Origin of the sequence: Undibacterium sp. 14-3-2 (assembly GCF_016595265.1) — a bacterium.
Classification (GTDB): domain Bacteria; phylum Pseudomonadota; class Gammaproteobacteria; order Burkholderiales; family Burkholderiaceae_D; genus Undibacterium; species Undibacterium aquatile.
On record NZ_JAENGS010000003.1, the window covers coordinates 189,224 to 206,139 of the forward strand.

At 51.9% G+C, this 16,916-nt stretch carries 18 protein-coding genes; 12 read left to right on the forward strand and 6 right to left on the reverse strand.

The features are described from left to right. Positions 1–18 precede the first annotated feature (18 nt). The 6 genes from Undi14_RS08775 to Undi14_RS08800 are packed head-to-tail and all read left to right on the forward strand — an operon-like array spanning position 19 to position 4,450. Complete coding sequence (locus Undi14_RS08775; protein WP_200179957.1) at positions 19–858, forward strand: DUF1365 domain-containing protein; 840 nt, start codon at positions 19–21, stop codon at positions 856–858. Then, entirely contained in the window at positions 855–2,099 is a 1,245-nt protein-coding gene (locus Undi14_RS08780) for a cyclopropane-fatty-acyl-phospholipid synthase family protein (RefSeq protein ID WP_200179520.1), read from the forward strand. The genes Undi14_RS08775 and Undi14_RS08780 overlap by 4 nt, the downstream gene beginning before the upstream one ends. Then, positions 2,096–2,659 carry a chalcone isomerase family protein gene (locus Undi14_RS08785; protein ID WP_200179522.1) on the forward strand — a complete coding sequence of 188 codons (564 nt, stop codon included), beginning with the start codon at positions 2,096–2,098 and terminating at the stop codon, positions 2,657–2,659. The genes Undi14_RS08780 and Undi14_RS08785 overlap by 4 nt, the downstream gene beginning before the upstream one ends. A gap of 28 nt (positions 2,660–2,687) precedes the next feature. Next, positions 2,688–3,245: a DUF3833 domain-containing protein gene (locus Undi14_RS08790; protein ID WP_200179524.1), complete on the forward strand. Its 558-nt coding sequence runs from the start codon at positions 2,688–2,690 to the stop codon at positions 3,243–3,245. Then, positions 3,242–4,009, forward strand: coding sequence for an SDR family NAD(P)-dependent oxidoreductase (locus Undi14_RS08795; RefSeq protein ID WP_200179527.1), 768 nt, complete (start codon positions 3,242–3,244; stop codon positions 4,007–4,009). Before Undi14_RS08790 ends, Undi14_RS08795 begins: the two co-directional genes overlap by 4 nt. Then, complete coding sequence (locus Undi14_RS08800; RefSeq protein WP_200179537.1) at positions 4,010–4,450, forward strand: nuclear transport factor 2 family protein; 441 nt, start codon at positions 4,010–4,012, stop codon at positions 4,448–4,450. Positions 4,451–4,503: 53 nt separating this feature from the next. On the opposite strand, the gene Undi14_RS08805 is transcribed toward Undi14_RS08800, so the two are convergent. Together Undi14_RS08805 and Undi14_RS08810 are read right to left on the reverse strand one after the other, a co-directional pair. After that, the gene (locus Undi14_RS08805; protein ID WP_200179539.1) at positions 4,504–4,950 is read right to left on the reverse strand and encodes a nuclear transport factor 2 family protein; all 447 of its coding nucleotides are present in this window, start codon (positions 4,948–4,950) and stop codon (positions 4,504–4,506) included. Between the two features lie 22 nt (positions 4,951–4,972). Further along, a complete protein-coding gene (locus tag Undi14_RS08810) occupies positions 4,973–6,988 on the reverse strand; it encodes an NADPH-dependent 2,4-dienoyl-CoA reductase (RefSeq protein WP_200179541.1) in 2,016 nt (671 codons plus the stop codon). 149 nt (positions 6,989–7,137) lie between these two features. On the opposite strand from Undi14_RS08810, the gene Undi14_RS08815 reads away from it, so the two are divergent. Further along, a complete protein-coding gene (locus Undi14_RS08815) occupies positions 7,138–7,680 on the forward strand; it encodes a PadR family transcriptional regulator (protein ID WP_200179542.1) in 543 nt (180 codons plus the stop codon). 142 nt (positions 7,681–7,822) lie between these two features. Beyond that, a complete protein-coding gene (locus Undi14_RS08820; RefSeq protein ID WP_200179543.1) occupies positions 7,823–8,692 on the forward strand; it encodes a hypothetical protein in 870 nt (289 codons plus the stop codon). 126 nt (positions 8,693–8,818) lie between these two features. On the opposite strand, the gene Undi14_RS08825 is transcribed toward Undi14_RS08820, so the two are convergent. From Undi14_RS08825 to Undi14_RS08835, 3 genes are all read right to left on the reverse strand, one after another. Next, complete coding sequence (locus Undi14_RS08825) at positions 8,819–9,508, reverse strand: VIT family protein (protein WP_200179544.1); 690 nt, start codon at positions 9,506–9,508, stop codon at positions 8,819–8,821. Positions 9,509–9,556: 48 nt separating this feature from the next. Beyond that, positions 9,557–10,411, reverse strand: a complete 855-nt coding sequence (locus Undi14_RS08830) for a PhaM family polyhydroxyalkanoate granule multifunctional regulatory protein (RefSeq protein WP_200179545.1) — start codon at positions 10,409–10,411, stop codon at positions 9,557–9,559. Positions 10,412–10,483: 72 nt separating this feature from the next. Beyond that, on the reverse strand, positions 10,484–11,755 hold the full coding sequence (locus Undi14_RS08835; RefSeq protein ID WP_200179546.1) for a branched-chain amino acid ABC transporter substrate-binding protein: 1,272 nt from the start codon (positions 11,753–11,755) through the stop codon (positions 10,484–10,486). Between the two features lie 112 nt (positions 11,756–11,867). Between Undi14_RS08835 and Undi14_RS08840 the strand changes: the two genes are divergently transcribed. Continuing rightward, complete coding sequence (locus Undi14_RS08840) at positions 11,868–13,037, forward strand: DUF3108 domain-containing protein (RefSeq protein ID WP_200179547.1); 1,170 nt, start codon at positions 11,868–11,870, stop codon at positions 13,035–13,037. Between the two features lies 1 nt (position 13,038). Beyond that, positions 13,039–13,794 (forward strand): DUF3108 domain-containing protein, encoded by a 756-nt coding sequence (locus tag Undi14_RS08845; protein ID WP_200179549.1) that lies wholly within the window; start codon positions 13,039–13,041, stop codon positions 13,792–13,794. A 160-nt stretch (positions 13,795–13,954) separates the two neighbouring features. Here the strand turns inward: Undi14_RS08845 and Undi14_RS08850 are convergent, their stop codons facing one another. Then, positions 13,955–15,253 carry a lipopolysaccharide biosynthesis protein gene (locus Undi14_RS08850; protein ID WP_200179552.1) on the reverse strand — a complete coding sequence of 433 codons (1,299 nt, stop codon included), beginning with the start codon at positions 15,251–15,253 and terminating at the stop codon, positions 13,955–13,957. A gap of 103 nt (positions 15,254–15,356) precedes the next feature. Here Undi14_RS08850 and queC point away from each other — a divergent pair, with 103 nt between their 5' ends. Together queC and Undi14_RS08860 are read left to right on the forward strand one after the other, a co-directional pair. Continuing rightward, entirely contained in the window at positions 15,357–16,076 is a 720-nt protein-coding gene (gene queC, locus Undi14_RS08855; RefSeq protein ID WP_186897690.1) for a 7-cyano-7-deazaguanine synthase QueC, read from the forward strand. A 95-nt stretch (positions 16,077–16,171) separates the two neighbouring features. After that, positions 16,172–16,915, forward strand: a complete 744-nt coding sequence (locus tag Undi14_RS08860) for a metallophosphoesterase (protein WP_200179554.1) — start codon at positions 16,172–16,174, stop codon at positions 16,913–16,915. Position 16,916: the final 1 nt, after the last annotated feature.

Genomic DNA, 16,916 nt, shown 5'->3' on the forward strand with positions numbered 1-16,916 from the left:
ATCAGGCAAATGAAAGAAATGACACAGCCAGACACCTCATTCCTGAACCAGCAAACTGCTGCATCGACAATACGTCTGTGCACGGGCGAAGTCATGCATAAGCGCTTGCGCCCGGCAAAAAATGCGTTTCGCTACGGCGTCTTTTTTATCCGTATTCCGCTACGCTCGCTGACGAACACAACAACGACTGAAACCATAAAATCAGGCAGCCGTTTTTTTTCACATAACCGCTTCAATCTGCTGTCATTTTTTGACAAAGATCATGGCGATGGTCAGCAGCCGCTCAGCAACTGGCTCGATGCGATATTGCACGAGCACGGCATCAACGATGCTGATGGCGAAATCTGGCTGCAATGTTTTCCACGTGTGCTTGGCTATGTGTTTAATCCTGTGTCTTTCTGGTTTTGCCACCGCAGCGATGGCAGCCTCAGAGCGATTGTCTGTGAGGTTCGCAATACCTTTGGTGAAAAGCATGTCTATTTACTGGAGCAAGGCGACACGCTGCTCAACGGACAGGAACTACATGCAAAAAAAATCTTTCATGTCTCGCCTTTCTGTGAAGTAGAAGGCAATTATCGCTTCCGTTTTTTGCAGACACAGCAGCACGATGCGCTGCGCAACATCCGTCACATTGCCAGAATTGATTATGACGACCACCAGGGACCGCTGCTGATCACCAGCGTTTCTGGTGAGGAGCAGGCAATGACGGATCAACAGATCGTCAAAGTGATGTTGCGCTACCCGCTGATGACTTTCGGTGTCGTTGCCCGCATCCATCTGCAAGCATTGCGCCTGTGGTTAAAACGAGTTCCATTTTTTTCCAAACCAACTCCACCATCGCAAGAGGTTAGCCGATGAGCACTTTGCATCCTACTTTGTTACCCGACAGCAGTCAGACTAAACAACTGAACACCACGAAGTTTCCTGCCGAAGCCCGCTTCGTTATTGGTTTACTGAACCGGCTGGAGCACGGTAGTCTGAGCATACAGTTTCCGGATGGGCAAATCGCGCGCTTTGGCCGTGCCGATGACGGCAACCGCCACGTGATGCTGGAAATGAACAACTGGCAGCTCTGCCGCGCAGTACTGAAATCCGGCGACATCGGTTTTGCCGAAAGCTATATTGCCGGTCACTGGACAAGCACGCATCTGGCGGGACTGATAGAGTTGATCACGCGCAACCGCGCACAACTCGAATCCGTCATCTACGGCACCTGGTGGGGCAATCTTTTGTACCGCATCAAACATCTGTTGAACCGGAACTCGAAAGCGGGCAGTAAAAAAAATATTCATGCCCACTACGATATCGGTAACGACTTTTATCGTCTGTGGCTGGACCCTTCCATGACCTATTCCAGCGCCATCTTTTCCTCGGATCAGGTGGAAAGTCTGCACGATGCGCAACAGATGAAATACCGCCGCATCCTGCAACAACTGAATCTGCCCACGCAAGCGAAAGTGCTGGAAATCGGTTGCGGTTGGGGTGGTTTCGCTGAGATGGCAACACGCGATGCGCAGGCGCATGTGACAGGACTGACACTCTCCACCGAGCAATTACATTTTGCCCGCGAACGCCTGCAACGCGCCGGTCTGCATGCACGCAGCGATCTGCAGATACAGGATTACCGCGATGCCCACGGTGACTACGATGCCATCGCTTCGATAGAAATGTTTGAAGCAGTCGGAGAAGAATACTGGCCTGGCTATTTCGCCTGTCTTCAACGTAATCTGAAACAAGGCGGGCGAGCCTGCATACAAAGCATCACGATTGCTGATGAATTATTTGAGCGTTATCGCAAAGGTACCGATTTCATTCAGCAATATATTTTTCCCGGCGGTATGTTGCCGTCGATAGAAAAATTTCACCAACTGGCTGAGCAATACGGCTTACAGGTCATTGATACTTTTACCTTCGGTCTGGATTACGCACGCACATTGCTTGAGTGGCGCAAAGCATTCATGGAAAAACTGGCGGAAGTAAGGGCACAGGGATTCGACGACGAATTTTTACGTACCTGGGAATTTTATCTCGCGTATTGCGAAGCAGGATTCCGCGCTGGCAATATCGACGTGGCGCAATTTACCTTGGTCAAAAAATGATAACCGTTACCGCACACCGGTATCTGTCGACTCTCTTGCTGAGCATCTGCAGTCTGGCCTTTAGTGTTCAGGCTGCGGCAACTGAGGCACCGCCGCCGATACGCGATGAGATACCGCAGGCAGTATTGCAGGGAACAGGCACCTATCGCTGGTTCGGTCTGGCCATTTATGACGCGGCGCTTTGGATGTCGGCAGGAAGCCCACCCGACATCCGCCAACGTTTCGCGCTGGATCTGACCTACGCCAGAAATCTCTATGGCAGCAAAATCGCCGAAGCCAGCATCGATGAAATCGGCAAACTGAAACTCGGCACAACGGAAAAACGGCAGCAATGGCTGCTTCAGATGAAGGGAATTTTTCCGGATGTCAAAGAAGGCAGCCGGATTACCGGCATTCATATTCCGAATGAAGCGGCGCGTTTTTATCTGAACGGCAGACTCCTCGGTGAAATTCGCGACCCGGAATTTGCACACTCTTTTTTTGCGATCTGGTTAGACAAAAAAACCTCTGCGCCTGATTTACGCAACAAGTTGCTGGGTAATCAGGATACGTCTCAATAATTCGTTCCCGTCACCGCTGAAAGACACTATGAAACTACACCACGCGTTTAAAAATACAGTCTTGCTGGCGGCATGTTTATTGTCAGTATCTTGTGCCAGCAAATACGATCCTGCACTGTATGCAAGCGAAAAACCACAGCTCGTATTGCAGCAGTACTTTAATGGCACGCTCGACGCCTGGGGTATGTTTCAGGATCGATCCGGCAAGATAGTCAAACGCTTCACCGTCGTCATGCGTTGCCAATGGAATGGCGATACCGGCACGCTGGATGAAGACTTTACTTACTCTGACGGCACTAAGCAAAAACGTATCTGGACCTTGAAACAGACTGCGCCTGGCCGCTTTACTGGTACTGCCCCGGACGTGATCGGAGAAGCGCAGGGCATCGTTTCAGGTAACACGCTGCATTGGAATTATGTGTTGGCACTTCCTGTTGACGGCACTGTGTATCACGTTGATTTTGACGATGTGATGGTGCTGATGGATGACAAAGTCATGCTGAACCGCGCGATCATGCGCAAATTTGGCGTTGATCTCGGCGGTGTCACCTTGTCATTCACGAAACGCGATGGGCAGACAAAATGAATCCGCGCATCCGCGACTGGCAAGGAAAACGTGTCTGGATCATCGGCGCATCAACCGGGATCGGCGCCGAAGTAGCACGGCTGCTGCTGACTAAAGGCGCGACAGTCGCTCTCTCTGCCCGTAACCGGGAGCAACTGCGACACATTGCTCAAGCTTACCCGAAAGCACTGGTCTTGCCACTGGACATGACAGATCTCGTCAGTTTACAAACAGCGCATACGCAGTTGCTCGCAGAGTGGCAACAGCTTGATCTGGTTTTAGTGGTCGCCGGCGCCTACAATGAAATGCGGGCAGACAGTTTTAATCTCGCTGACGCCAACCACGTGCTCGACGTCAATGTGCGTGGGGTGTATCAGTGCCTGGAGGTAATACTGCCCACCTTGTTAAAACAGGGTGCAGGTGGTATCGGCATCGTCGGTTCGGTTGCTGGCTATTCCGGGTTGCCAAAAGCACTGGCATACGGGCCAAGTAAGGCGGCGATCATAAATCTGTGCGAATCACTATATGTGGATCTGCATCCGAAAAATATTGGGGTGTACATGATTAATCCCGGCTTTGTCGCCACGCCGATGACGGCAAATAACGATTTTGATATGCCGGCCTTAATGACAGCACCGGCTGCAGCGCAAGCATTGGTGCGGGGTCTGGAGCAAGGAGAATTTCATATTCATTTCCCTAAACGTTTTACCAACTGGCTGCGACTGGCACGTTTGCTGCCTTATCGCGGTTATTTTTATCTTGTACATAAAGTGACAGGACTATAAATGAGCCCTCAGGAACATCAGGCCAGTCTGGATAAACTGGTGAGTTTTTTTGAAACCATCAGCCTCAACGGGGTCGATGATATTGGCCGGATTTATACCGAAGATGCGTATTTCAAAGACCCGTTTAATGAAGTGCGCGGCACCAACAATATCAGGCGGATTTTTCTGCATATGTTTGAGCAGGTGGATCAACCGCGTTTTCTGGTCACCTCCACCGTACTGCAAGGCGACAATGCATTTTTATGCTGGGATTTCCTGTTCACGATGAAGCGTTTCAGCAGGGAAGAACAATGCATACGCGGTGCGACCCATATCTGCTTTGCCACCGATGGACGTGTCACCATGCACAGGGATTACTGGGATGCTGCAGAAGAACTGTACGAAAAGCTCCCGGTGCTCGGCGGTCTGATGCGTTTTTTAAAGCGGGCAGCGAACAAGTAGGCGCATACCGAATATGCGGCAATACCTGCCGCAGTATCTGGTATTTGTCAGAATCACTCTGCTGCTTTAGCAGTTTTAGCAGCTTTATAGGCAGGTAAATATTGTGCCAGTCTTGCGCCCATTTCCTGACCCAGCGCCTGTAAGCCACTCATCGGTCTGACCATCACTTCAAAATCCCGTATCTTGCCGGTATCGTCGAATGCAATCATGTCAATCCCCTTGAGCTGCTTGTCGCCAACCCGGGCACTGAATTCAAGCACCACATTGAGCCCGTCGTCAGACACAAATTCGCGGTGATAAGTAAAATCCTGAAATACCTGTATCACCGTACTCAGGATCAGCACGACCGCCTGCGCGCTGGCGTATGGCTGATGCGCCATCGGTGAGCGAAATACAGCTTCGGGATGAACGATCTCCTCCAGTCCGTTAAGATCACGTGCAGCAATCATCTGATGCCAGCGTTGTAAAGATGCCGCTGCTTGTGGGTGCAGTTGATTCATCAATGTCTCCTCCCTTTTTTTATCAGATCGTTGCTGCCAGGCGTGTACCCTGATTAATCGCCCGTTTGGCATCCAGTTCTGCAGCAACATCAGCGCCGCCGATCAGATGCACGGTTTTTCCTGCTGCTTCCAAAGCCGCCTGCAAATCACGGCGCGGTTCCTGACCTGCACACAGAATGACGTTATCGACTGGCAGTGTTTTTTGCTGACCATCGATAGTCACATGCAAGCCCGCATCATCAATCTTGTTGTAAGTGACACCGGCAAACATATGCACGCCGCGGTTTTTCAGCCCGGTACGATGTATCCAGCCTGTGGTTTTACCCAGTCCGTCGCCCACTTTAGAGACCTTACGCTGTAACAAGAAAATTTGTCGAGCCGGCTTTTCAATATCTGCTTCTGCCAAACCGCCAACAGTCTGATAGCTGGTATCCACGCCCCATTCCGCAAAGAATTTTTTCGGGTCCAGACTAGGGCTGGTGCCGCTATGACTCAGGTATTCCGCCACGTCAAATCCTATGCCTCCGGCGCCGATAATTGCCACGCTCTTACCAACGGCTTTCTTGTCCCGCAGCACGTCGAGGTAGCTCAATACTTTTGGATGAGTCACGCCTTCAATTTCCGGCGTCCGTGGTGTGATGCCCGTTGCCAGCACGATCTCATCAAAGGAACTCAATTCATCGGCAGTGACCAGCGTATTCAAACGGAGTTTGACTCCGGTCAGCGTGATCTGCTTCGCAAAGTAACGCAGGGTTTCATAAAACTCTTCTTTGCCCGGCACTTGTTTCGCAATATTGAATTGCCCACCGATCTCGGCTCCCGCATCAAATAAGGTGACATCATGCCCGCGGCTGGCGGCAGTCGTTGCGAAACTCAGACCTGCAGGTCCGGCACCGACAACAGCGATACGCTTGGGCTTATCCAGCTTTGCATTGACGAGCTCGGTTTCATGACACGCGCGCGGATTCACCAGACAAGACGTAATCTTGCCGCCGAAAGTGTGATCCAGACACGCCTGATTACAACCGATGCAGGTGTTAATCTCATCTGCCTTGCCTTGTTCTGCCTTGCGCATGAACAATGGGTCGGCCAATAAAGGACGCGCCATCGAGACCATGTCGCAGAAATTATCTGCCAGCAATTGCTCAGCCACATCCGGTGTATTGATACGGTTCGTCGCGATCAGTGGGATACTCACTTGGCCTTTAAGTTTCTGCGTTACCCAGGCATAAGCCGCACGCGGCACCTTAGTTGCAATCGTCGGGATACGTGCTTCATGCCAGCCTATGCCGGTATTGATAATCGTCGCTCCTGCGGCCTCAATTGCTTTGGCAAGTTGAATGACTTCGTCCAGCGTGGAGCCGCCTTCAACCAGATCGAGCATGGACAGGCGATAGATGATGATGAAATTGCTGCCGACTTTTTCGCGGATACGGCGCACGATTTCGACAGGAAAACGGATGCGGTTTTCATACGCGCCACCCCATTCGTCGTCACGCTGGTTCGTGCGAGCAGCGATAAATTCATTGATCAGATAGCCTTCCGAACCCATCACCTCGACGCCGTCATAACCTGCAGATTGCGCCAGACCGGCACAGCGAACGAAGTCATCTATCGTCTGAGCAACTTCCTCGGTCGTCAACGCATGCGGCGTGAACGGGTTAATCGGCGCTTTGATCGCGCTTGGTGCGACCAGCGTAGGCTGATACGAATAACGTCCGAAATGCAAAATCTGCATCGCGATTTTGCCACCTTCACGATGCACAGCATCAGTCACGATGCGGTGATGTGCCGCTTCTCCTTCGGTCGTCAGCATCGCGCCGCCATGCATGGGGCGCGCGCGCTCATTCGGCGCGATACCACCAGTCACGATCAGCGCAACGCCACCGCGCGCGCGTTCTGCATAGAATGCCGCCATACGTTCAAAACCATTGTCCACCTCTTCCAGGCCAACGTGCATGGAACCCATTAACAGGCGATTTGGCAAAGTGGTAAAGCCCAGATCAAGCGGTTTGCTCAGGTGAGGATAGAAAGACATGGCGTTTCCTTATTGGAGAAAAACAGTATCTGTCATATGGAACAGACGATACAAGAGATAGCGAGAGAATAACGAAACAACTTTATATATGCAACTGGTTGCATATAAAATGTAGTCAACCAAGCTCGAATAATTCCTCTAGTGCTGTTATGTCTCTACCCCACGCCTTATTGACTTCCCTGATTGAAAAACCCTGTTCCGGTTATGAACTGGCACGCCGCTTTGATAAATCCATCGGCTATTTCTGGCATGCGACGCATCAGCAAATTTATCGTGAACTCGCACGTATGGAGGAACACGGCTGGGTCAGCTCAAGTGAGGTCGAAGGTGGCCGCGCGGGTAAAAAGCAATTCGACGTTTTGCCCGCAGGACGTGCAGAATTGCAGCGCTGGGCAGCAGAAAGCGCCACCCCGCTGCGCCTGCGCGATGAATTGATGCTGAAACTGCGGGCTGAAGCGGCCATCGGTCCGTTGGGAATCAGCGAGGAACTGGAAAAACGCCTGCATCTGCATGAACAAGAATTAGCCAATTACCGGAAAATCGAAGAACGAGACTTCAACGCGCCATCGCTGTCACGTGAAGGCGAAATTCACTATCTGATTCTGAAAGCAGGAATCGCCTACGAAGAGGGGCGCATACAATGGACCAGAGAAGCATTAGCGGCGATACGCAGGCTAGACAACAATTCATAAACTTCCTTCTGATGACTGAATCCGTGTGAATAGAACTGCCATCTTGAATATTGCCCGTTACAATACAGGTTTACCATGTTGTTTATGGGGCAGACCTGACCTGCTCATCATGAAATGTCAGCCGATTTTTTCAAGGACGTATATGAAATCAGTTATCAAAAACAGTCTGCTCATGATCACTATGATCGCCGCTCTCAGCGCTTGTGGTGGCGACGATACCAGCAAGACATCAGGCTCAACAACAGGAACCACGAGCGCGGGATTAACCGAAGCACTGACGGTATTCGCTGAAAGCTGGACTGGTACGCAAATGCTGGCAAATTTTCACGATCTGGCAGTCATCGCTGGCAACAGCGGCAGTTGTGGTGGTGGCGGTAGTGCTTCGTATATCACCAGTCTGACAACGATGAGCAATTGCATCCGTAAATTCCCGGCAGATAACGGCTACCTGGGCGGACTGACCGGTATCCCGGTACAAGTCGGCACCATCAAATCAGCGACACTGCAAAATAATGGCGATATCACTGTAAAAGATGGCAGCAGCATAGGCACAACACGCTATACGATTAACACCATCAATTTCAGCGCGACCGACGACACATCAACTGCGGGCAAGGAAATGACGCAGGTGATGAATGGCACCCTGGGTATCTCCCTGACAACTGGCTCAAGCTTCAGCGTGGGGTCGGTTTCCAGCATCAGCACCAATAACGGCAGCAGCCTGAGTACGACCAGCGGCTTTACTTATACCCGTAATCATGGCAACGCCAATCGGGTTGTCACATCCAGCAATCTCGTCGTCAATGCTGACGCAACCAATATGAGTCAGCGTCCTGCCAGCGGACAATACACGGTGGCTGTCGGTACCGCAGGTTCGACATGCGTCAATGTTGGCGTGCAATTCGTTTCAACCACACAGGTCAAACTCACCTGCAGTAACACGTCGGAAAGCCGTGTGATTAACTGGACTGATACAGATGTAAAAACAGCACTGGCACTGGCTCTTAGCTGATTCAATTTTGTCAGTGTAAAAAAAGCCCGGCGAGCCGGGCTTTTTTGCGGATGTCATTTTGCATACTGACACACTGATACGCATTCACAAGAATTCAAGACAGCTACGGAAAGAATGCAGACAGCCTCAGGCCGCAACGCCAAACAAGGCACCGACGCCGGCCGTCAGCGCCATCGCCAGTGCCCCCCAGAAGGTAACGCGGGCAGCAGCCACCATCACCGAGGCACCACCGGCATACGCCGCAACCGACCCCAGTAAAGCAAGAAACAGCAGCGCACTGATTGCGACCGACCACATCAGCCAATGAACGGGAAACAAGAAAACCACCAGCAAAGGTAATACTGCTCCCACTGAAAAAGTGGCTGCCGATGACAGAGCCGCCTGTACAGGCCTTGCCGCCAATGCATCGGAAATCCCCAACTCGTCGCGACCATGCGCACCGAGTGCATCGTGTGCCATCAACTGAGTCGCCACCGCAGCCGCCAGTTCTGCATCGAGGCCACGGGCAATGTAAATATCCCGCAATTCTTCATGCTCATGCGCAGGATCTGCCGCCAGCTCTTTGCGCTCGCGTTCAAGATCCGCCGTTTCAGTATCCGCCTGCGAGCTGACCGATACGTATTCCCCCGCTGCCATCGACATTGCGCCAGCTACCAGCGCAGCAACTCCCGCAATCAGAATATCTTTGGAGGCCGCTCCGGCTGCCGCCACACCGAGTACCAGACTGGCCGTTGAAACAATACCGTCGTTAGCCCCTAGCACAGCGGCACGCAGCCAGCCTATGCGGTGCGTTTTGTGTCGTTCTATATGTCGCATGATGTCACTTTACGTTGAATTTTCGGGGCAAAAGACACAGATGACTTATTATTTTTGCGGCGTTTTTGTAGTTGCTTTAGCTGCTGTTTTTGTGGCCGTTTTTGGTGTACTTTTGCTTGCGGTCTTGCTGCTCACTCCGGTTTTATTTTTTGATTTGGTAGCAGCAGAGCCACTCGCTTTCGCTGTTGGTTTTGCCGCTGTTGTTGCTGAAGCTGTCGCAGATTTTCCTGGGCGTGCATTCGTTTTTGGCTTCGTCGCATCCGCTTTACTCAGTGTTTCTTTTGCCAGACCATCGCCTTCCATTGCCTGACTAACCGCTTGCTTGAATTGATTCTGCAGCAAATTCCACCAGGCTGCCGGGTTCGCAAACGGCGTGCCGGCATCATTGCCAGAGGCGGAGCCTGGCGTTTTCTCTGCAGTCTCCGCTGCTTGCGGCGGAATACTTTCTGGTTCAGGCTCTGGTACCGACTCAGGTGCTGACTCCTGCTCTGGCGCTGGTGCAGGCGCCGCTGCCGGTGGCATAGGCCAACTGGTATGATCAGAAGCGTTAAACGAACCGGGTTTCGGAATATCCGTCTGCGCGGTACTGGCTTGTGCATTGGCTTGCGCACTTGCCTGCTGCATGTGCTGGGCAAAATTTTCACCCAGTGATTGCAATGTCGCAATCGTGGCACGCTGCACTTCGAGCGCCTGTATCGTGCCGCGCAACATGTTCATATTCACATTCAGCCACGATTCTACGGTTTTCAGATCCTGAATTTTTTTATCCAGTTCATCAACCGACATCGGCGGTGCGACCATGCCCGGAACATTCATACTGCCCCAGAGTTTTTTGATAAATCCGAGCGGGTCACCCATAGAATTCATGCCGGGAATATCAGAACCAGAAAAAGGATTGCTCATCGGTAGACTCCTTATGTAGGCGCTGTCTGAACGCCATGATGACACTGCATGTGAAGACTGAATAGCGTTCTGCTAACGTCTCTCCATCTTGCATGAGCTGGGTAATGCAGTCAATCCGGATTCAAAGAATCGCTCGGTTTTAAAACCATAACCGCTACCTTCGTTATCAAAACGTGTCCCATCATCCCCTTTTTTCTGCATAACAGATACATATAAAGGCTGCAATAACTGATGATCTTCCGCGCGCATCAGTGCCTGGTGAAAACCATTGCTGAAACTCGCATTTTCCAGCGCCCGTGCTACCGCTGCTGCTTCGGTAGATTTAGCCCTTTCTATCGCGCTGGCCAGCATTTCCAGCATCAGTTGCATACGCAGATGCACGTAATCATCCTTTGCCAAAGGATAGCGCTTACGGAATGCCTGATAGAAATCGTCGCTCGCTTTGCCGCCGACATTCGGATGCCATTCGGCCACCGCACGCACCCGCCCTATGCCTGCGTCACCGATCGCGGCCGGCGCGCCCAAGCCATTCGCATAGAAAGTGTAAAACTTGATGTTCATCCCGGCTTCTTTGACTGCTTTTACCAGCAAAGTCAGATCATTGCCCCAGTTGCCGGTGATCACAGTATCCGCGCCGCTGGCTTTGATTTTTGCGGCGTAAGGTGCGAAATCCTTGACCTTGCCTATCGGGTGCAGATCTTCGCCGACAATGCTGATATCCGGCCGTTTGCGCGCCAGCATCGCGCGTGCCGATTTACCAACCTGGCGCCCAAAACTATAATCCTGCCCGATCAGATACACTTTTTTGGCGCGGCTGTCGTCTTTAATAACTTCGGTCAGCACGTTCATGCGCATATCCGCATGCGCATCAAAACGGAAATGCCAGAAACTGCACTTTTCATTCGTCAACACAGGGTCAACGGCAGAATAATTCAGAAACAATACACGGTGATCAGGCGTGCGCTGGTTATGTTTGTTGATCGCATCGATCAGCGCCACAGCAACCGCAGAACTGTTGCCCTGCACCACGAAAGGAATTTTCTGATCAGTCACCTGCCGTAACAAGGTCAGGGATTCTTCCACACCTTGTTTGTTATCGAACACGCTCAGGCTCAGCGCATGTTGGCCATCCGGCAAGCGAACACCGCCGCGCGCATTGATGTTGTCGATCGTAATTTGCAGATTACGCTGCACCGCTTCACCAGCATTCGTGAACGCCGCGCTCATCCCATCGATCATCGCAATGCGTATCGGTGGCAAAGGTTCTTTAGACGTTACGGCAAGGGATATTGAAAACGGCAGGCTCAGGAATGCAGCTATAGTGACGCGCAGAAAAAATGTCATAACCAGAAATAAATAATCAAAAGTGATACTGAGGCAAAGACCTGCATTCTACGCCGTATAAAATTCCTGCAATGTCATCGCAGCTAAACCTGCAAGCGTTTACACTGTCGCCATGAATCGCATTACCCTTTCCACTTTACCTGCCCGCTTCCGCTCTCGCGCCCTGATCTTTACAGGCATGGCGATCGCTTTTCACCTATTTTTATGGCATTTACTGTCGGGAAGCCTTGTTACCGAAAAGCCAGCGGCGACACCGGCAACCACCAGCATAGAAGTTCAGTTAAAAGAAGCCCCGGCTACCATCGCGCACGCTGTTCAAGCTCCCCAAAAAGTAAAGCCAAAACCACAGGCACGCAGAAAGACAGCAACACTGGCGACCACAGCAGTCAAGTCGGATCAAACACTGAACGACACGCCGCCCACGGCAGCAAGCGATGCGGAAGCAGCACCAACAACACCCGTAGCCGAACCCGCACCAAATCAGGAGCTTGCATCTCCGGCACAAGAGATATCTGCGCCGGAACCAGTGCCAGCAACAGCCGCAGCGTCGGCAGCCAGCACCAATAATGCGGATAATCCAGTGACCGAATTAGCCGGACTGAAAATCACCGCGCCGCCATCCGGCAAAATGCATATGAAAGTCGTGCGCATTTCGCCGAATATGAACCCGGTATATGGCCTCGGCGAGATCAGCTGGCAAGCGCAAGACGGCCAATATCAGATGCAAGTGCAGGCATCGCTGGATTTGCTGTTCACCAGCCTGAATTTGTACAAGCTGCAAAGCGAAGGCAATCTGTCCGCGAATGGAATACAACCTAAGCGTATGAGCGAAACGCGGCGGGGGCGCAGCGAAACGGCCACGTATTTTGATTACGATGCCAACCAGCTGAGCTTTTCATCATCGAATAAAAACACCGAGCTGAGCAAAGGTGCGCAAGACCGGGCGACAATCTTTATGCAACTGGCGGGATTAGGAATCGCCTCGCCCGAACAGTTTCAGCCGGGCAGACAAATATCAGTGCAAGTTGCAGAGGATCGTGATGCGAACCAGTTCATCTTCGTCGTCATCGGCCAGGAAGAAATTGATACGGCGCTCGGCAAAATCATGACCTGGCACGTCAAGCGCCCGCCGCGCACTGGACTGTATAACTCCACGCTGGAACTCTGGTTCGCACCTGCGTATCAGTGGTATCCGGTACAAATCCGCAATACTGAAACGAACGGCGCCGTCACGACGCAGACGGTCAGTAAAATTCAGCTTCAATCCACTTCTGGAAAATGATATGTCCCACCCTTTTTTTCTTCGTCTGATCGCCGCTGTACTTACCAGCGCTGCTCTTAGCACTACGCTGGCAAACGCAGGCACAACGGAACATTTTAATAAGATGGCCTTTAATCTACCACCGACAGCAGAACTTTCATACACCATCAAGGCAAAGCAAAGCGGCATTCCGCTGGGTGGTGCGGCGACCGTCAAATGGGAAGTCAACGACAAAAAATACAGCATCGTGACAGAAACGCGCGCGATGCTGGTCGGCAAAATCCTCGATGCCAGCAGTCAGGGTCATATCAGTGATTACGGTCTGGCACCGGAAAAATTTGTCGAAAAACGTTTTCGCAAACCAGAGACCATCACCAGCTTCGAGCACGACAGCAAAACCCTGCGCTTTACCGCCTCGGATGAAACCTACACGCTGAAAGGCGGCGAACAAGACAGAACCAGCGCCACCTGGCAACTGATTGCGTATGCGCGTGCCGCTGGTGATAAGTTCAAACCGGGCAGCGAGTGGAAAATGTTTGTCGCCGGACGGCGCGATGCCGAGCCCTGGAGTTTCAAAGTGCTGGCAAGTGAAAAAACCAGCACGCCTCTGGGTGAGTTCTCGACGATCCATATCAGTAAAGCTCCGCCGCCGGATTCTAAAGATCAGGCGCTCGATATCTGGCTTGCACCTGCCCTCGATTGGTATCCGGTACGTCTGAAATTCAGCGATGCGGATGGCGACTATGTTGATCAGATCATAGAAAGCGTGAAGAAATAACGATGAGTATGGCCGGAATGATGGAATATGGCGTGCATCGCTGCACCAATACCGACAAATGAATGACCGCTGGAACCCCGCGTATTTATTGGGTCTCCAGCCGGTCAAAAAATGCTTCAGAATGCCATCCACACCGATGAGGCGGTCGTAACATCACTGTTCAGGCGGGTGATTGCGGTTGAGGGCGTTTCTGTAAAGCGGGCAAAATATATTTCCAGACCACCACCGTTTCAAACACTTCGACAGCGATCAGCGCAAAGATTGCACCGGCAGCGCCCCAATACGGAATCGCCTGATAGGTAATCAGCACCACCAGTATCAAGGTGACCGTTCCCAGAAAAAACATAGAGCGAAAAGCGCCGCCGCTCATCAGCCATGACGTTCCTATCGTGCGTACAGAATTGATTGCGAAATAGCCACCCCACAGCATAATCAAAGGTCCGAGGCCGCTGTATTTGCTCCCGATCACATACGCTTCCAACCACGGCAAAGTCAGTAACATCGCGCCCACATACGCAAACACAACGAGTTCGATGCCTAAGATAGAAACGATGGTCAGCTTGCGCAGACCGCTCCAGTTATGCTCTGCCATCAGACGACTCGCTTCTGGTCGTGCGACCCGGGACCAGGCTGCCACTGCCAACGGAATAGGCATCAGCAACAAACGCGACGCATTCAGGTCAGCAATCGCCGCCAGCCCCAGCCAGGCGCCGGAAAGATAGACGTAACTGTAATTTGACAGCCAGCCTACGATGACCCCCAGCACCGCCCAGCGACCATGGCCGCGTATGGTTTCCTGATGTTCATGCAGAATATCAACGTCTTCCGCATCAACCTGACTGGCCTGCGTTGCCGTGCGATCCATGATGCGATGGCGTCCAAATAACGCACATAGAAATGAAGCAGATGCCAGCACGATAAAAACATGGGCAACATCGATCACTTCAAATAAATACAAACTGAGCATCCCTGCCAACACCGCCGCGACGTACACCAGATCCTGCCGCAATACGCTGTGAATGTCGGATTGTATAAAGCCGACAGTGCGACCATATTCGCGCAGGCCATTGCCGATCACGTAGAGGCCGAACGCGGCCGCCATTAACCAGTTTTTATTACTATGATGCGTGGCGGCTGGGACAAATTCGACGATCAGAAACGCCGCTATGCCCATCGCCACCGTCCAGAATATCTGCCGCTGCCAGTAACGGCGTAACAAAAGTTTGCGGGTATTTTCATGCACAGCACTGGCGACCGTTGTCAGCGGCCCGGCTATCCATGAATCTACGATCAGACCCGCTAGCAGCCCGCCAGCATATAACTGACCATACAGGCCATAATCGTCTTTATCTACCAGGCGGATCAGCAAAGCGCCGATGCAGAAGTTCAGGGCACTCAGCATGCCCTGATCGATGACGGACAAAAACGAGGAGGATAGAAATTTTTTAGGAAAACTCATGGGCTTGCGATAACATTCATCTCACACGAACCTTACCATCATGACAGAATGAAGTACAAAGGGTTTCTCCCTACTTCATCCATCCTTATTTTTAGTTTGCAAAATGAATAAATTTAGTAATAACGACCGTGCGCTGGTGTTGTTCAGCGGCGGGCAGGACTCCACCACTTGTCTCGCATGGGCATTGTCGCGTTATGCCCACGTGGAAACCATCGGTTTCGATTATGGCCAGCGCCATGCAATCGAGTTGACGGTGCGTCCGACCTTATTGGAGAAAATCCGCAGTTTCTCGCCAGAATGGCAAGCGCGGCTTGGCGAAGATCACATGATAGATCTGTCGTTGATTTCGCAATTATCCCATACGGCAATGACGGAAAATATTGCCATAGAAATGCAGGCTAACGGCTTGCCGAATACCTTCGTACCGGGGCGCAATCTGATGTTCATGATGGTAGCAGCCACACTCGCCTATCGCCGCGACTTGAATGTATTGGTGGGAGGCATGTGTGAAACCGATTTTTCCGGCTATCCGGATTGCCGCGACGACACCATGAAAGCCTTGCAAGTCGCTCTGAATCTGGGCATGGCGACCCGGCTCAAACTGGAAACACCACTGATGTGGATAGATAAAGCGCAAACCTGGGAACTTGCGGGACAGCTCGGCGGTACAAGCCTGATTGATCTGATCCGCGCCGATACGCATACCTGCTATCTCGGCGAACGCGGTCAATTGCACGACTGGGGTCATGGTTGCGGTACCTGCCCTGCCTGCGAATTGCGCGCACGCGGCTATCATCAATATCAGGCATCATTACCCAAATAAGCTTAAAAATAAGCTTGTAAGCTGGCCGTTAGCCAGCTAACTTAAAATGATATCCGCAAGACAGATAAAACTAATTATATAAATGGAAGAGATCTATGCTGCTCGCGCTGATGACCGACCTGCATGCGAACCGCGAAGCATTTGCCGCATGTCTGGCACATGCAGAACAACAAAACGTAACGCGCTACGCTTTCCTTGGTGACCTGATAGGCTACGGTGCTGATCCTGCCTGGGTTGTACAAACCGTGATGGAGTATGTCGGCAAAGGCGCTTACGTTCTGATGGGTAACCACGACGTCGCGATTCTGCAGGAAGATAAACAAGGCATGAATCCGACCGCGCGTCAGGTCATTGAATGGACACGTGCTCAGTTAAATCCGGCACAAATCGATTTTATTGCAAAGCTGCCCTACCGGATTGAATTACAGGATCTGCTGTTAGTCCACGCCAATGCCTGGGCGCCGGAAAAATGGGAATACATCGACGGTGTTATGGAAGCCATGCGCAGCATGCATGCCTCGAAAGCAGCTATCACCTTTTGCGGGCACATGCATGTGCCAACGCTGTATCACATGACGATGACTGGAAAAACCGGGGAGTTTCTGCCAACGCCGGAAAATGGCATACCGCTGAGCAAGCAGCGGCGCTGGCTGGTCATTCCCGGTTCCGTCGGCCAGCCGCGTGATGGCAACCCTGCGGCATGCTACGCGACCTTTGATACCGAGACGCTGGAACTGACCTATTACCGCGTTCCTTACGATCACGAAACCGCTTCTGCAAAAATTCTGCGCGCGGGTCTGCCAGCCGCACTGGCTTCCCGTCTTCTGACAGGAAATTAAG

What these genes read in the sequence shown, in the direction of transcription:
- Undi14_RS08805 (WP_200179539.1), bottom strand. Translation starts at nt 4,950, where the DNA reads ATGAATCAACTGCACCCACAAGCAGCGGCATCTTTACAACGCTGGCAT.
- Undi14_RS08810 (WP_200179541.1), bottom strand. Translation starts at nt 6,988, where the DNA reads ATGTCTTTCTATCCTCACCTGAGCAAACCGCTTGATCTGGGCTTTACC.
- Undi14_RS08800 (WP_200179537.1), top strand. Translation starts at nt 4,010, where the DNA reads ATGAGCCCTCAGGAACATCAGGCCAGTCTGGATAAACTGGTGAGTTTT.
- Undi14_RS08790 (WP_200179524.1), top strand. Translation starts at nt 2,688, where the DNA reads ATGAAACTACACCACGCGTTTAAAAATACAGTCTTGCTGGCGGCATGT.
- Undi14_RS08820 (WP_200179543.1), top strand. Translation starts at nt 7,823, where the DNA reads ATGAAATCAGTTATCAAAAACAGTCTGCTCATGATCACTATGATCGCC.
- Undi14_RS08785 (WP_200179522.1), top strand. Translation starts at nt 2,096, where the DNA reads ATGATAACCGTTACCGCACACCGGTATCTGTCGACTCTCTTGCTGAGC.
- Undi14_RS08850 (WP_200179552.1), bottom strand. Translation starts at nt 15,253, where the DNA reads ATGAGTTTTCCTAAAAAATTTCTATCCTCCTCGTTTTTGTCCGTCATC.
- Undi14_RS08815 (WP_200179542.1), top strand. Translation starts at nt 7,138, where the DNA reads ATGTCTCTACCCCACGCCTTATTGACTTCCCTGATTGAAAAACCCTGT.
- Undi14_RS08830 (WP_200179545.1), bottom strand. Translation starts at nt 10,411, where the DNA reads ATGAGCAATCCTTTTTCTGGTTCTGATATTCCCGGCATGAATTCTATG.
- Undi14_RS08845 (WP_200179549.1), top strand. Translation starts at nt 13,039, where the DNA reads ATGTCCCACCCTTTTTTTCTTCGTCTGATCGCCGCTGTACTTACCAGC.
- Undi14_RS08825 (WP_200179544.1), bottom strand. Translation starts at nt 9,508, where the DNA reads ATGCGACATATAGAACGACACAAAACGCACCGCATAGGCTGGCTGCGT.
- Undi14_RS08835 (WP_200179546.1), bottom strand. Translation starts at nt 11,755, where the DNA reads ATGACATTTTTTCTGCGCGTCACTATAGCTGCATTCCTGAGCCTGCCG.
- Undi14_RS08795 (WP_200179527.1), top strand. Translation starts at nt 3,242, where the DNA reads ATGAATCCGCGCATCCGCGACTGGCAAGGAAAACGTGTCTGGATCATC.
- Undi14_RS08775 (WP_200179957.1), top strand. Translation starts at nt 19, where the DNA reads ATGACACAGCCAGACACCTCATTCCTGAACCAGCAAACTGCTGCATCG.
- Undi14_RS08840 (WP_200179547.1), top strand. Translation starts at nt 11,868, where the DNA reads ATGAATCGCATTACCCTTTCCACTTTACCTGCCCGCTTCCGCTCTCGC.
- Undi14_RS08860 (WP_200179554.1), top strand. Translation starts at nt 16,172, where the DNA reads ATGCTGCTCGCGCTGATGACCGACCTGCATGCGAACCGCGAAGCATTT.
- Undi14_RS08780 (WP_200179520.1), top strand. Translation starts at nt 855, where the DNA reads ATGAGCACTTTGCATCCTACTTTGTTACCCGACAGCAGTCAGACTAAA.
- queC (WP_186897690.1), top strand. Translation starts at nt 15,357, where the DNA reads ATGAATAAATTTAGTAATAACGACCGTGCGCTGGTGTTGTTCAGCGGC.